Origin of the sequence: Halopiger aswanensis (assembly GCF_003610195.1) — an archaeon.
In the GTDB taxonomy this organism is placed as follows: Archaea; Halobacteriota; Halobacteria; order Halobacteriales; family Natrialbaceae; genus Halopiger; species Halopiger aswanensis.
Genome location: NZ_RAPO01000003.1, coordinates 541999 through 556876, shown reverse-complemented (window position 1 = coordinate 556876; position 14878 = coordinate 541999). Strand labels below are relative to the sequence as shown.

16 protein-coding genes are annotated in these 14878 nt (G+C 67.8%); 14 read left to right on the top strand and 2 right to left on the bottom strand.

Going from position 1 to position 14878, the window contains the following annotated elements:
* Positions 1–18 precede the first annotated feature (18 nt).
* Positions 19–213, bottom strand: a complete 195-nt coding sequence (locus ATJ93_RS16655) for a DUF7554 family protein (RefSeq protein ID WP_120245770.1) — start codon at positions 211–213, stop codon at positions 19–21.
* A gap of 83 nt (positions 214–296) precedes the next feature.
* Here ATJ93_RS16655 and ATJ93_RS16650 point away from each other — a divergent pair, with 83 nt between their 5' ends.
* The 10 genes from ATJ93_RS16650 to argF all read left to right on the top strand — a co-directional run bounded on the left by ATJ93_RS16650 (position 297) and on the right by argF (position 11151).
* Positions 297–1577, top strand: coding sequence for a helix-turn-helix transcriptional regulator (locus ATJ93_RS16650; RefSeq protein WP_245977623.1), 1281 nt, complete (start codon positions 297–299; stop codon positions 1575–1577).
* 334 nt (positions 1578–1911) lie between these two features.
* Positions 1912–3153, top strand: coding sequence for an argininosuccinate synthase (locus ATJ93_RS16645; protein WP_120245768.1), 1242 nt, complete (start codon positions 1912–1914; stop codon positions 3151–3153).
* Positions 3154–3155: 2 nt separating this feature from the next.
* Complete coding sequence (gene argH / locus ATJ93_RS16640) at positions 3156–4646, top strand: argininosuccinate lyase (RefSeq protein WP_120245766.1); 1491 nt, start codon at positions 3156–3158, stop codon at positions 4644–4646.
* Between the two features lie 243 nt (positions 4647–4889).
* Complete coding sequence (gene lysW / locus ATJ93_RS16635) at positions 4890–5054, top strand: lysine biosynthesis protein LysW (protein WP_005554620.1); 165 nt, start codon at positions 4890–4892, stop codon at positions 5052–5054.
* Positions 5051–5932, top strand: a complete 882-nt coding sequence (gene lysX, locus ATJ93_RS16630) for a lysine biosynthesis protein LysX (protein WP_120245764.1) — start codon at positions 5051–5053, stop codon at positions 5930–5932. The genes lysW and lysX overlap by 4 nt, the downstream gene beginning before the upstream one ends.
* A complete protein-coding gene (argC, locus tag ATJ93_RS16625) occupies positions 5932–7008 on the top strand; it encodes an N-acetyl-gamma-glutamyl-phosphate reductase (RefSeq protein ID WP_120245763.1) in 1077 nt (358 codons plus the stop codon). The genes lysX and argC overlap by 1 nt, the downstream gene beginning before the upstream one ends.
* An 84-nt stretch (positions 7009–7092) precedes the next feature.
* A complete protein-coding gene (locus tag ATJ93_RS16620; RefSeq protein ID WP_120245762.1) occupies positions 7093–7968 on the top strand; it encodes an acetylglutamate/acetylaminoadipate kinase in 876 nt (291 codons plus the stop codon).
* Positions 7965–9116 (top strand): aspartate aminotransferase family protein, encoded by a 1152-nt coding sequence (locus tag ATJ93_RS16615; RefSeq protein WP_120245761.1) that lies wholly within the window; start codon positions 7965–7967, stop codon positions 9114–9116. The genes ATJ93_RS16620 and ATJ93_RS16615 overlap by 4 nt, the downstream gene beginning before the upstream one ends.
* Positions 9117–9118: 2 nt before the next feature.
* Complete coding sequence (locus ATJ93_RS16610; RefSeq protein WP_120245760.1) at positions 9119–10237, top strand: [LysW]-lysine hydrolase; 1119 nt, start codon at positions 9119–9121, stop codon at positions 10235–10237.
* Complete coding sequence (gene argF, locus ATJ93_RS16605; RefSeq protein ID WP_120245759.1) at positions 10234–11151, top strand: ornithine carbamoyltransferase; 918 nt, start codon at positions 10234–10236, stop codon at positions 11149–11151. Before ATJ93_RS16610 ends, argF begins: the two co-directional genes overlap by 4 nt.
* A 398-nt stretch (positions 11152–11549) precedes the next feature.
* Here the strand turns inward: argF and ATJ93_RS16600 are convergent, their stop codons facing one another.
* Positions 11550–12023, bottom strand: coding sequence for a DUF6789 family protein (locus ATJ93_RS16600; protein ID WP_120245757.1), 474 nt, complete (start codon positions 12021–12023; stop codon positions 11550–11552).
* A 133-nt stretch (positions 12024–12156) separates the two neighbouring features.
* On the opposite strand from ATJ93_RS16600, the gene ATJ93_RS16595 reads away from it, so the two are divergent.
* The 4 genes from ATJ93_RS16595 (at position 12157) to ATJ93_RS24100 (ending at position 14775) form a co-directional block, all read left to right on the top strand.
* A complete protein-coding gene (locus ATJ93_RS16595; protein ID WP_245977621.1) occupies positions 12157–12465 on the top strand; it encodes a hypothetical protein in 309 nt (102 codons plus the stop codon).
* A gap of 30 nt (positions 12466–12495) precedes the next feature.
* Positions 12496–12915 carry a helix-turn-helix domain-containing protein gene (locus ATJ93_RS16590; RefSeq protein ID WP_120245755.1) on the top strand — a complete coding sequence of 140 codons (420 nt, stop codon included), beginning with the start codon at positions 12496–12498 and terminating at the stop codon, positions 12913–12915.
* 79 nt (positions 12916–12994) lie between these two features.
* Positions 12995–14257 (top strand): threonine synthase, encoded by a 1263-nt coding sequence (gene thrC, locus ATJ93_RS16585; protein ID WP_120245754.1) that lies wholly within the window; start codon positions 12995–12997, stop codon positions 14255–14257.
* A 107-nt stretch (positions 14258–14364) separates the two neighbouring features.
* Positions 14365–14775 carry a hypothetical protein gene (locus ATJ93_RS24100; protein WP_245977619.1) on the top strand — a complete coding sequence of 137 codons (411 nt, stop codon included), beginning with the start codon at positions 14365–14367 and terminating at the stop codon, positions 14773–14775.
* Positions 14776–14878 lie beyond the last annotated feature (103 nt).

The window sequence follows — 14878 nt, the reverse complement described above, 5'->3', positions numbered from 1 at the left end:
CAGGGACGGGTGGGCGTTTCAGAGCCGATCGAGCAACCAGAGGACGATCAGGACGGCGATCGCCAGCTGGACGAGCAGCACGAACGGGCCGAGCAGCCACGCGAGCCCGGACAGCAGCGTCTCGATGATTTCGATCACCAGCAGGACGGCGATCAGTCCGAGCACGATTTTCAGGAGGGCTTCGACGTCGAGGGAACCGCGTCGATCGAGCATACAGTCACGTACGGAGACTGGTTTGAAAAATACACTGCTACAGTCGGAAAGACCTATTTAGCCGGCTATGACATGTGCAGGTAATGGACGGGAAGGGGCTGCGAGCCCTGCTTTGCGTGCTCGTAGTAGTCGGGTGCCTGTTCGCGTCCGCGCCGATCGCCGCACCCGTGGCGGCCGCGGACGCCGGGAACGGTGGCCCGAACGCGCTGGCACAGCAGGACGAAGGGCAGTCGCAGATACAAACGCAACGGCTGCAAGGAAACGGGAGCGGCCAGCTCGACAACGCGGACGAGATACACATCGACGTCTTCGTCCGCGAGAACGGCTCGGCGAGGGTCGTCGTCGACTACCGGTTCGAGAACGACTCCTCGGGCGACTGGGAGGCGCTCCGCGAGGACATCGAGACCAACGCCGACGGCTACGTGGCCGACGAGATGGACGCCTGGAACCAAACCCTCGAGGACAGCGAGAACGCGACGGACCGCGAGATGCACCTCGAGAACGGCGCGATCGCGACCGACACGAGTTCGCAGCCGCGGAATCTCGGGCACGTGCAGGTGTCCTTCGAGTGGGTCAACTTCGCCTACGTCCAGCTCAATCGGATCGAAGTCGGCGACGTCCTGACCGGCATCGTCCTCTCGCAAGACACCACGATGGAGGTGTACCCGCCGGAGGGATACGTCATCAGCGAGGACGAATCCTCGACGGAGTCCAACGAGGACTCGGTGTTCTGGCAGGGCGACAGCACCGACTTCACCGCCGATCCGCCGACGGTCGTGATGATCGAAAACGGCGACGCGGCCAACGAGTCGGCGAACGCGACGTCGGACTCGGGCGCAGGCGGCGAGCAAGGACAAGGGCAGGGGCCGGCGATGCGGTGGTTCATCGTCGCAGGCGCACTCGCGCTGCTGGCGGCCGTCGGCGCTGCTGGGTGGTGGATCCGCGATCGGGAGATTCTCGGCCCGGGGCCGGCCCCCGACTCCGGTGGATCGCCGCCGGCCGAGAGCGCGGCAAACGGCGGCGAGGCGAAGTCGAACGGCCCGCCGCCGGAACTGCTGAGCAACGAGGAGCGCGTCCTCCGCTTGCTCGAGCAACGCGGCGGCCGAATCAAACAGCAGGAGGTCGTCTCGGAACTGGACTGGACCGAGGCCAAGACGAGCCAGGTCGTCAGCGGTCTCCGCGAGGACGGCGAGATCGAGGTGTTCCGAATCGGCCGCGAGAACGTGCTGTCGTTGCCCGACGAGGGCGAGCAGGGCGGTCACAGCGTGTCGCCGGGACCGGGACCGGGATCGGGATCAGGATCAGGATCAGGATCGGAAAGCGGCTCGGCGTCCGACCCGGAGACCGGCGTCGGTAACGAGTGACGAAATCGCGGTTCGGCCCGCAGAACCCGTGTAACACTTGCCAAGCGGGCAAGCTTTAATACCACGAAGTAGTATAGAGCCACCAATGAGTCAGTCCGTCGGCACCACGCTCGCCGTTCTCGGTACCGACGGGACCGTTCTGGCGCGGCGACCGCGACGGCCGCGACCGGGCCTTTGAGCCCGTACTATACTACTACCCCACGTCCCGGTTCGTTCCAACGTTTCACTCGTTGCAGAAACTCCCGATTTTCCGGTTAGCAGCCGCTCTACCCTTAATTTTCTCGATTTAAACCAATGAATTTAAGTCCGTCCTTCCGTTTCACTCGAGTACGACATGACCCGCGTGGCACTTGCGTTCTCGGGCGGCCTTGACACGACAGTCTGTGTCCCGCTGCTCGAGGAGGAGTACGGATACGACGAAGTAATCGGCGTCACGGTGGACGTCGGCCAGCCGGCCGAAGAGTTCGAGGAAGCCGAGGAAACCGCCGAAGCCCTCGATCTCGACCACTACGTCGTCGACGCGAAGGATGAATTTGCGGACCTCTGTCTCGAGAGCGTTCGCGCGAACGCGACCTACCAGGGGTACCCGCTGGGGACGGCGCTCGCGCGACCCGTCATCGCGAAGGCGATCCTCGAGGTCGCCGAAGAGCAGGACTGCGACGGCATCGCCCACGGCTGTACGGGTAAGGGCAACGACCAGCTCCGGTTCGAGGCCGTCTGGCGCGACTCGGATCTGGAAGTCATCGCGCCCGTGCGCGAACTCGGCCTGACCCGCGAGTGGGAGCAGGAGTACGCCGACGAGCGCGACCTGCCCGTCGAGGGCGGCAGCGGCGGCGACTGGTCGATCGACACCAACCTCTGGAGCCGCTCCGTCGAGGGCGACGAGCTCGAGGATCCGAGCTACGTCCCGCCGGAAGACATCTACGCCTGGACCCAGTCGCCCACCGGCGACAGCCAGGAGATCGAGATCGAGTTCGAGGATGGCTACCCCGTCGCCGTCGACGGCGTCGAGTACGAGCCCGTCGAACTCATCCAGCACTTGAACGAGGTCGCCGGTCCGTACGGCGTCGGTCGCACGGACTCGATGGAAGACCGCATGCTCGGCCTGAAGGTTCGCGAGAACTACGAGCACCCGGCCGCGACGACGCTGCTGAACGCCCACGAAGCCCTCGAGGGCCTCGTGCTGACCCAGGAGGAACGCGAATTCAAGCAGCTGATCGACCAGCGCTGGGCGAAGAAGGGCTACGAGGGCCTCGTCGACGCGCCGCTCGTGAGCGCGCTCGAGGGCTTCATCGCCGAGACGCAAAAGCGCGTCACCGGCACCGTTACGATCCGCTTCGAAGGCGGTCAGGCCCGCGCGGTCGCCCGCGACAGCAAATTCGCGGCCTACTCCGCCGAGCACGCCTCCTTCGACACGGAGACGGTCGGCAAGATCAAGCAGGAGGACGCCACCGGCGTCGCGAAGTACCACGGCTTCCAGCGCCGCCTCGCGAACGAGGCCATCGCGGCCAACGCCGAGGACGGCGAGGAAGTCGAACTCGCGACCGACGGTAGCGGCGAGAACGAGGACGAGTAACGATGACCGAGGAGAGCGCTCACGGCGGCGGTGGCGAGTTCGCGACCGACGAGGGCGACGAAGGCGTCGTCCGGCGGGACCGGTTCAGCGGCGGCCCCGCCCGGAGCTTCCTCTCCTCGCTCGAGGCCGATCGGCGGATCTTCGAGGCCGACCTCGAGGTCGACCGCGCCCACGTCGTGATGCTCGCCGAGCAGGGGATCGTCGAAGACGCGGTTGCGGGGAGCGTGCTGACGGCCCTCGACGCGATCGAAGTCGAGGGCCACGCCGGCCTCCCCGAAGGCGAGGACGTCCACGAGGCCATCGAGACGGCCGTCATCGAGCGCATCGGCGAGGAGGGCGGGAAGATGCACACCGCGCGCTCGCGCAACGACGAGGTCGCGGCCTGCATCCGATATCGCTTGCGCGAGGACGTCCTCGAGGCGATCGAGACCACCCTCGCGCTGCGCGAGTCGCTCGTTGAGGTTGCAGCCGACCACCAAGAGACGATCATGCCCGGCTACACCCACCTCCAGCCCGCCCAGCCGATCACCGTCGCCCACTGGGCGCTCTCCTACGAGGCCGCGGTCCGCCGCGATACGGCGCGCCTGCTCGAGGCCTACGACCGCATCAACGAGTCGCCGCTGGGCGGCGCAGCCTTCGCGGGCACGACTTTCGATATCGACCGCGAGCGCACCGCCGAACTGCTTGGTTTCGAGGGCGTCGTCGAGAACTCGATGGACGCCTCCTCGAGCCGGGACTTCCTGCTCGAGACGGTGCAGGCGCTGTCGACCCACGCGACGACGCTGTCGGGGCTCGCGGAGGACGTCGTCATCTTCGCGAACCGTGGCTTCGTCGACCTCTCGGACGACTACTCGTCGACGTCGTCGATCATGCCCCAGAAGAAGAATCCCGACACGCTCGAGCTCGTCCGCGCGGTCGCGGGCGACGCCGCCGGCAGCGCGCAGGGCCTGACGACGACCCTGAAGGGACTCCCCCGCGCCTACAACCGCGACCTCCAGCGGGCGACGACCCACGCCTGGGAGACCGTCGACGCCGTGACGGAGGCCAGCGAGGTCGCCGCCGGGGCGGTCGCCACCGCCGACTGGAACGCGGAGACCCTGGCCGCGGAAGCCGGCGAGGGCTTCTCGACGGCGACCGGCGTCGCGGACCTGCTCGCGGCCAACGGCCTGCCCTTCCGCACTGCACACGAAATGGTGGCCGTCGCCGCCGAAAACGGGGGTGACTACGACGCGCTCGAGGCCGCCGCCGAAGACGTACTCGGCGAACCCCTCGAGTCGCTGGTCGACCCCGAGGACGTCCGGAACGCGCTCGATCCCGCCGAAAGCGTCGCGAGCCGCGACTCACAGGGCGGCCCCGCACCCGGCGCGGTGGCCGACCAACTCGAGGGCGCACGGAGCGCCGTCGCGGACGACGAGGCGATGCTCGAGGAGCGTACCGAGGCGCTCGAGGACGCACACGAAACGCTCCGTTCGGAGGTGAACGAGTATGTGTGACGTCGCACTGACGCCGGTCCCAGTTCCGCCGTCCGTAGGCTCGCCCCTCACCGACGGACGGCCGAGATCTCCGATCTCGCCGCCGCCGTCCCCGCGAGGGGACGTACTACCTACCACATGATATGTCAGACTGAATCCGTCGCGTGGCCGCCTTTTCCCTCCGTTAGCCGGTAGTGAGCTTCATGTTTTTGTTCTGATAAGTTCGAAGGCTTTAAGGGATATCGGCTCCCAGTTGCAGGTACAATGACCGAATGCGTCGAGTGTGGGGCTGAAGTGTCCCTGCACGACGATCTGGAAGTTGGAGAGATCGTTGACTGTACGACCTGCGGCGCCGAGCTGGAAGTCGTCGACACCGAGCCACCAGTCCTCGAGCGAGCCCCGGAGCTCGAAGAGGACTGGGGTGAGTGACCTTGCAAGTAGGAATACTCTACTCCCGGATCCGCAAGGACGAGAAGCTGCTGTTGAACGAGCTACGCGAGCGCGACCACGAGATCGAAAAGATCGACGTCCGCAAACAGCAGTTCGACATCGGCGAGGTCCCCGAGGAATTCGCGGACCTCGACATCGTCGTCGACCGCTGTCTCGCCACGAGCCGGAGCCTGTACGCCACGCAGTTCTTCGAGGCGTACGGTATCCCCGTAATCAACAGCCACGAGACCGCGGACATCTGCGCGGACAAAGTCAAGAACAGTCTCGCGCTCGAGCAGGCGGGCGTGCCCACGCCCGCGACGAAGGTCGCCTTCACCAAGGAGACCGCGATGGAGGCCATCGAGGAGTTCGGTTACCCCTGCGTCCTCAAACCCGTCGTCGGCTCGTGGGGACGCCTGATGGCCAAGATCGACTCACCCGACGCCGCCGAGGCCATCTTGGAGCACAAGGCGACGCTGGGCCACTACGAGCACAAGGTGTTCTACGTCCAGGAGTTCGTCGAGAAACCCGGCCGCGACATCCGCGTGCTGGCGACCGACGGCGAACCCATCGCCGCGATGGTTCGCTCCTCGGACCACTGGATCACCAACGCCGCGAAGGGCGCCGAAACCGACGTCTTCGAACTCGACGACGAAGCCGAGGAACTCGTCCGGAAGGCCAGCGACGCCGTCGGCGGCGGGCTGCTGGGCGTCGACCTCATGGAGACCGAAGACGGCTACACCGTCCACGAGGTCAACCACACCGTCGAGTTCAAGGCCTTAGACGGCGCCGTCGAGACCGACATCGCCGGCACCGTCGTCGACTGGCTCGAGCAGAAGGCCCAGGCGGCTGACGAGGAACTCGAGGTGACCGTCTGATGGCGGTCGGCACCGAGACCGGCGCCGACGAGAACGCGGAGACGATCACCGCGAGCGTCGTCGGCGGCTCCGGCTTCACAGGCGGCGAACTGCTTCGCCTGCTCGCCGGCCACCCGAACTTCGAGATCACCGAGGTAACGAGTCGGTCGAAGGCCGGCAAGAGCGTCGGCTCCGTCCACCCGCCGCTTCGCGGGTCGGACCTCCGATTTACGGAACCCGACGATCTCGAGAGCGTCGACGTGCTGTTCGCGGCGACGCCCCACGGCGTCTCGATGGGCCAGATCGACGAGTTCTTCGACCACGCCGATACGGTCGTCGACCTCTCGGCTGACTTCCGCCTGAACAGCGAAGAGCAGTACGACGAGTGGTACGACGGCCACGAGGCCCCCGAGTACTTAGAGAAGGCCGAGTACGCGCTCCCCGAGATCAACCGCGAGAACCTCGCAGGCGCCGAACTCATCGCGGGCGGCGGCTGTAACGCCACCGCGACCATTCTGGGCCTGTACCCGCTGTTCGAGCACGACATCCTCGAGGGCGGCGAACAGGTGGTCGTCGACGTGAAAGTGGGATCGTCGGAGGGCGGCGCCGGCGGCGGCGAGGCCTCGAGCCACCCCGAGCGCTCGGGCGTCGTCCGCCCCTACGCGCCGACGGGCCACCGCCACGAGGCCGAGATCGAGCAGTTCCTCGGCACCTCGGTCGCCTTCACGTGCCACGCCGTGGACATGATCCGCGGCGCCAGCGCGACGAGCCACGTCTTCCCCTCGAGTCCGGTCTCGAAGGGCGACCTCTGGCAAGCGTATCGGGGCTGCTACGAGGACGAGCCGTTCGTCCGGATGGCCGCCGGCGGTTCCGGCGTCTACCGCTACCCCGAACCGAAGGCCGTCGCGGGGACGAACCTCGCGGAGGTCGGCTTCGAACTCGACCCCTCGAACAAGCGCGTCGTCGTCTTCTCGGCGATCGACAACATGATGAAGGGGTCGGCCGGGCAGGCGGTCCACGCCGCCAACGTCGCGCTCGGCTTAGAGGAAACCGCCGGACTCGAGTTTACGGGGCTGCACCCCGTGGGGGCGCCTTAAGATGACTACGCCAAGACGTTCCTGCTCGCGTGGCTGGGCGGGCTGCGACTTGTCTAGTCACACTCGCCACCGGGGGTGGCTCGCGTGACTGTCGTCGTCAAGATCGGCGGCGCTCGCGCCGTCGATCCCGAAGGCGCGCTCGCCGACGTCGCCTCGCTCGTCGCAGACGGCGAGGACGTCGTCCTCACGCACGGCGGTTCGACCGCCGTCGACGAGACGCTCGAGGACCTCGGGAAGGAACCCACCTACGTCGAGACCCCCGGCGGCGTCGTCGGCCGCTTTACCGACGAGGAGACGATGGACGTCTTCAAGATGGTCATGCCGGGCAAGCTCAACACGGATCTCGTGGAGAGCCTGCACAACGAGGGCGTCGACGCCGTCGGCCTCTCGGGCACGGACGGCAAGCTGCTCGAGGGTAAGCGCAAGTCCGCCGTCCGCGTCAAAGAGGACGGCAAGAAGAAGATCAAGCGCGGCGATCACTCGGGCAAGATCGAGTCCGTCAACGCGGACCTGCTCGAGACGACCCTCGAAGGCGGCTACACGCCCGTCGTCTCCGTTCCCATGCTGGGCAAGGAGAAGTCGGGCGGGTACACGGCGGTCAACGCCGACGCCGACCGCGCGGCCGCGGCGATCGCGGGCGCGCTCGAGGCCGACCTCGTCGTCCTCACGGACGTCTCGGGGATCTACGAGGACCCCGACGACGAGTCGACCAAGATCGAATCGGCCGCGACGCCGGAGGAGTTCGAGGCCGTTAAAGCGGCCGCTGAAGGCTTCATGACGAAGAAGGTCATGGCCGCCGAGGAAGCGCTCGAGGGCGGCGCCGCGTCCGTTACCGTCGCGACGGCCAACGCCGACGCACCGATCACGAGCGCGCTCGAGGGCGAAGGCACGACGCTCGAGCCCGGCGTGCTCGCTGACGAAGCCGACGAAGCGGACGACGGCGAGGAGGTGGCCCAATGAGCGACCTCGATTTCGTCTCCGGTAGCAAGCCGATCGGCCTCGAGCGCGGCGAGGGACCGTACCTCTACACCGCCGACGGCACGGAGTTCCTCGACGCGGGCGCGAGCTACGCCTGCACGCCGCTGGGGCACTGCCACCCCGCGGTCGTCGACGCGGTCCAGGAGCAGGTCGGCCGACTGACGTTCGTCGACTCCTCCTACCCCGTCGAGGCCCGCGAGAACGCCTACGCGTCGCTCGTCGCGGCCGCGCCCGACGGCCTCGAGTCGGCCTGGTTCTGCAACTCCGGGACCGAGGCCAACGAGGCCGCCCTGAAGTTCGCCCGCTCGGCGACCGGCGAGTCGAAGATCGTCGCCGCGACCCGCTCGTTCCACGGGCGGACGATGGGCTCGCTCGCGGCCACCTGGAAGGACAAGTACAAGAAGCCCTACGAGCCGCTGGCCGGCGACGTGGAGTTCGTCCCCTACGGCGACGGCGAGGAACTCGCCGAGGCCGTCGACGACGAGACGGCGGCGGTCATCCTCGAGCCGATCCAGGGCGAGGGCGGGATCAACGTCCCGCCGGCGGGCTACCTCGAGACCGCCCGCGAACTCACCGACGAGGCTGGCGCGGCGCTCGTCTTAGACGAGGTCCAGACCGGAATGGGCCGCACCGGCCAGATGTGGGCCTGCCAGAACGCGGGCGTCACGCCTGACGTGCTCACGACGGCGAAGGGGCTAGGCAACGGCCTCCCCGTCGGCGCGGTCGCAGTCCAGGACTGGATCGCCGACGGCGCGGCTTCCCACAATGCCACGTTCAGCGGCGGCCCCGTCGTCGGCGCCGCGGTCCACGCCACCGTCTCCACGATCGTCGAGGAGGAGTACCCCGCCCACGCGGCCGAGATCGGCGACTACCTCGTCACCGAACTCGAGGCGGCGCTGGGCGACGACGTCCGCGAGGTCCGCGGCCAGGGCCTGCTCGTCGGCCTCGAGTTGAAACGAGGGGCGAACCGCGCCGCCCGCGATCTGGCGATGAACCACCAGATTCTGGCGCTGCCCGCGGGCCGGACCGTGCTGCGCCTGCTTCCGCCGCTCGTGATCGGCCGGGAGGAAGCGGACCAGCTCGTGGACGCCCTGACGGCAGTTATCGGCTCCGAGTCGGAGGGGAACTAACCATGAGCGCAGCCACACGGGATCAGGACGCGGCCGACGTTTCGCACGAGGTCGCACGACAGCTGTTGATCGATCTCGTTTCGATCCCGTCGCCGACGGGCGAGGAGCGCGACGCCGCCGAGCGACTCGTCGCGTTCTTCGAGACCCACGGCCGCGACGCCTGGATCGACGAGGTCGGCAACGTCCGTGCACCCGCGGACGATTCGGTCCTGCTCACCTCGCACGTCGACACCGTCCCCGGCGAGATTCCGGTCGAAGTGCAGTCGGCCGACGAGGACGACGTCGCGGCCGACGTCGCCGAGGAAACCGGCGAGGAGATCCTCCGGGGACGCGGCAGCGTCGACGCGACCGGCCCGCTGGCCGCGATGGCCGCCGCGGCCGTTCGCACCGGGGTCTCCTTCGTCGGCGTCGTCGGCGAGGAGACGAACTCGAGGGGCGCGCGCCACCTCGTCGCCGAGCGCGAGGAACCCGACGCCGTCATCAACGGCGAACCCAGCGGGACGACGGGTATCACGCTCGGCTACCGCGGCTTCCTCGCGGGCACCTACGTCGCCACGAGCGAATCCGGCCACACCTCGCGTCCCGAACCCAACGCGATCCAGCACGCGACGGAGTGGTGGACGAACGTCGAGGCGGCCTTCGAGAACGACGAGTACCACCCCGTCTTCGAACGCGTGACGACCAAGCCCGTCGACATCGACGGCGGGATCAGCGACGACGGCCTCTCGGTCGAGGCGACGCTGGACGTCCAGCTACGGATTCCCCCGTCGCTGGACGCCGAATCGGTCCGCGAAACGGCGGAAGCCGAACTCGAGATCGGCACCGTCTCCTGGGACGAGCCGATCCCGCCGGTGATGGAGAGCCCCCGGACCGAGGTCGCCCGCGCGTTCCGCGTGGCGATCCGGGAGGTCTGTGGCGAGCCGCGGCTAGTTCGCAAGACCGGCACCAGCGACATGAACCTCTACGCCGGCGCGTGGGACTGCCCGATGGCCACCTACGGCCCCGGCAACTCCGATCTGGACCACGCGCCCGACGAGCGGCTCTCGCTCGCGGAGTTCGACGAGTCGGTCGACGTACTCGAGCGCGTCGCCGCGACGCTGTCTGGAGGTGACGACGAATGACGGGCGGCGACCCGCGTCACTTCCTCGAAATCGACGACGTCTCCGAGGACGAACTGCTGGCGATCCTCGAGCGCGCAGAGGAGTACAAGCGCGCCCAACACGAGGGCGAAGAGCACGAGGATCTCGACGGGCAGACGCTGGGCATGATCTTCCAGAAGCCCAGCACCCGCACCCGCGTCTCCTTCGAGACGGGGATGACCCAGCTGGGCGGCCACGCCGTCTTCCTCGGCGAGGACGACATCCAGCTGGGCCGCGGAGAGCCGCTGAAGGACACCTCCCGAACCCTCTCGCGGTACGTCGACGCGGTGATGGCCCGCGTCTTCAAACACGAGAACATCGAGGTCTTCGCGGAGTACGCGGACGTCCCGGTCGTCAACGGCCTCACCGACGACGCCCACCCCTGCCAGACGCTGGCGGACCTGCTGACGATCCGCGAGCAGGAGGGCGGCTTCGAGGACGTCTCCGCGGCCTGGATCGGCGACGGCAACAACGTCGCTCAGTCGTTCGTGCTGGGCTGTGCGCTGACCGACATCGACCTCACCGTCGCGACCCCAGAGGGGTACGGCATCGACGACGACGTCATCGAACGCGCCCGCGAACTGGGCGGCGATCCGACGATCACGCACGACCCCGACGAGGCCGCCGCCGGCGCCGACGTCATCTACACCGACGTCTGGATCAGCATGGGCCAGGAGGACGAGCGCGACGTCCGCATGCAGGCCTTCGAGGGCTTTCAGGTCTGTGCCGAGCTACTCGAGCAGGCGCCCGACGCGTCGGTGATGCACTGTCTGCCCGCCCACCGCGGCGAGGAGATCACCGACGACGTCATCGAGAGCGACCGCTCGGTCGTCTTCGATCAGGCCGAAAACAGGCTGCACGCACAGAAGGCGCTGTTGAGTTGGCTCTTAGAGTAGACTAGCACCGATCGCGAGCGGTGGAGCGATCGGTATTCTCTGGTCGTCTCTCGCGGAACGGCGTTCTCGAGAACGTAATTCAGTCCCGCGAGTGATTCCCGTGTCGCTCGAGCGGTTCGAACGGATAGTTCTCCGAAATCCGGCCGTCAACCGGTCGTTGACTCCCGGATTCGGTGATCAAATCCGTAAACGATCTCGAGCTATTATATGTCACTCGGAGACAACTACGGGTATGTCATTCAGGGTGCTACTCGCAGTCTTCATCATGCTGCTGGGGCCAGCCGCGCTGGTCGGGCTCTACGTGCTGTGAGCGAGCGCAGCCGACGGTGGTGTCCTCGCCGGCTCGAGAATCTCGAGAGTCGCGAATCGTCGCCGCGAGACGCGTCGATTATCGCGATCTACCGTCGGGTGAGTGCCGCGTACGTCACGCCCAAGACGAGCCCGTACGCGGCGTGACCGACGAGACTCTCCACGGCGACGTTCGGCACGGACGGCGCCATCGGGAAGCCGACGGCGGAGAGCCAGATCGGCATCACGACGACCGCCAGGAGCGCCCAGACGGCGAGTCCGTAGACGAGTCCGGCAGCGCTAGCCGCGCCGGCGCCGAGGCTCGGACGACCCGCCGCGACGAGCAGCGCCGCGAAGACGACGCCGAGGACGGCGCCGTGGGAGACGTGGATGATCATTCCCGCGAGGCCGCCCTCGAGACCGTACATCGAGGGGATCGCCATCTCGAGGACGCCGGGCGTCTGGGCGGCCATCAGCGCGCCGAAGACGATCGCGCCGACGATGCCGCCGACGGCGCCGGACTGCCAGGGCTCGAGTGCGGTTGCGGTGCGGTCGACGGTTCTGCGTTCGGTTTCTTGTGCCATGTGTAATACTAGCACCCGGTGAGTAGTAGCGGTACCTCGGTCTGGAACCGCCCGTGCACAACCGCGGAGAATCGTCCGACGCCGTGCCGACCGACGCGAACGTTCTTTGCACCGGCGGTCCCAATCGGAGCCAATGGGGGAGACGATCCGGATTTCCGAGGGTGACCTGCCGGCCGACGAGATTATCGCCGCGATCGAGGCCGGAGCTCGCGTCGTCGTCGCGACGACGGTCGCCGGCGAGACCCACGAAATCGTGCTGCGGTACGACGGATCGGTGTACTACTGTGACACTCCGACGCGGCTGCACCGCCACGAGAGCGAGGGCGAGATGCGAACGTGTATTCGACGGATGGGCTACGGGGCGGACGCGGATGCGGATACGGCGACGGGCTCGGCGGCCGACGCCGAGTCGACGACCGACTCGGACCCGATGGACCAATAGCTCTTTGTGCCGCGGGTCGACGGCTCACCTATGAGCGTTGATACCGAGCACCGACTCGGAGAGCTACTGGAGGACTCGAGCCCCCCGTTCGAAAAGGTAATGAGCTGCGTCTTCGGGATCCAAGACCACGAAACGCGGACCTACCTCGCGCTCTGCGATCGGCCGGGGAGCACGGTCGACGAGCTCGCGGCGGCCCTCGAGCGCGACCGGAGCACGGTCAACCGATCGGTGGCGACGCTGCACGAGCGGGGGCTCGCGCGGCGCGAGCGGCGGCTCCTGGACGGCGGCGGCTACGTCTACCAGTACACCGCGGTCGCGCTCCCGGAGGCGAAGGCGTTGCTCCACGAGGCGCTGGAGGCGTGGACCGCGACGGTCCACGACGTGATCGACGAGTTCGACGGCGAGCGAGCGCGGACGGGGCCGCCAACGGAGAAACACGGGCGAACGTAGGATCGGCGACGCGATCGCGAGCGGAATCCGGCTGGCAAATCCACTCACTTTTTCCCCTTTGCCTCCTTCTCGACTGACAATGAGTCTCAGTCTCTCGGCCGAGCAGCCGGCAACGCCCGACGCCGCCGACGACGGCGTCTGGCTCGAGTGCATCGAGTGCGGCGAAACGTTCGCCCCCTTCGAGGATGTCCGCTACACCTGCGACGAGTGCGACGGCCTCTTGGAGGTTCGCTACGCCGACCTCCCGACGTTCGACGATTTCGAGGGCGAAGGCGTCTGGCGCTACGCCGATGCGCTGCCCCTCGAGGAGGGCGTGACGACCCAGGAGGGCGCGACGCCGCTGTACGAGGTGCCCCGGCTCGAGGACTCGGTTGGGGTCGAGGCGCTGCGAATCAAGCACGAGGGGATGAACCCCACCGGCTCGTTCAAGGACCGCGGGATGACCGTCGGCGTCGCCGTCGCGCGGGAACTGGGCGTCGGCCGCCTGGCCTGCGCGTCCACCGGGAACACCAGCGCCGCCCTCGCGGCGTACGGCTCCCGCGGCGGGATGGAGACGCTCGTGCTCCTGCCGGCTGGGAAGGTCGCCGCCGGCAAGATCGCCCAGGCGAGCCTCCACGGCGCCCGAATTCTGGAGGTCGACGGCAACTTCGACGCCTGCCTCGACATCGTGCAGGAACTCGCGGAGGCCGGCGAGGCCTACCTGCTGAACTCGCTGAACCCCTTCCGCCTCGAGGGCCAGAAGACGATCGGTCTCGAGATCCTCGAAGGGTTCCGCGACGACTACGGCGAATTCCCCGATCGGATCGTCCTCCCCGTCGGGAACGCGGGCAACACCTCGGCGCTGTACAAGGCCTTCCGCGAACTCGTCCAGGCCGGCGCGCTCTCCGAGGACGAGGTGCCGAAACTCGTCGGCGTCCAGGCCGAGGGCGCGGCGCCGATGGTCGAGGCGATCGAGAACGGCGCCGACGAGGTCCGGCGCTGGGACGACGTGGAAACCCGGGCGACGGCGATCCGGATCGGTAACCCCGTCAACGCGCCGAAGGCGCTGCCCGGCATCCGCGAGACCGGCGGCACCGCGATCTCGGTGAGCGACGAGGAGATCACCGAGGCCCAGCGCGACCTCGCCCGCGAGGGGATCGGCGTCGAGCCGGCCTCCGCGGCCTCCGTCGCCGGTCTCCGCAAGCTGCGCGCCGAGGGCATCGTCGACGACGACGAGCGCGTCGCCTGCTTGACGACCGGTCACCTGCTCAAGGACCCCGACGCGGCCGCGGCCGCGGGCAACGATCCCGAGCCCGTGCCCGCCGATACGGAGGGCGTGCTCGAGCACCTGCAGAACGAGTAACGACGACCGACGCAGCGACGACCGACGCGCGTCATCCCCGCGTCGGACGCGTCTGACGCCCGACTGACTGACTCTTTTGGGTACCGATCGCATACCCTGTGCTGTCCATGTCCGCCGACCGACACCCCTCTCAGGCCCAGTCCCCCGAGGCCCAATCCGACTACGATCAGCCCGGTCCCGCGGCGACCGACGTCGAACTCGCGTACCGTTCGTCCGCCGCGTCGACGGAAGCGCACTCGAGCACCGCAGCCGCGTCCGCATCCGCGTCGACTGGATCGACGACCGCCGCGCCGGAGCCGCCGCTCAGCCACCGCATCGAGCAAACGAAGCTCGAAGCACGGGTGACGGCCCTGGAACGCGCGCTCGAGACGAGCGAGTACCGACAGCAGGAGATCGTCACGCAGTACGAACGGTTGCTCGCGGAGCGGACGGACGAGACGACCCGGGACGACTCGAGCACGGACGCAGCCACTGAGGACAACGGCCTCCTGAAACGACTGCTCGAGCGCTGGCGGTAGCGATTTTCGGTCCCCCTGACGCACACCGTTTTCAACCCGGTCGAGGATGACGAGCGACGAGCGACGACTACTGCGGACCCGAAGGCGACGAAAACCGAGACAC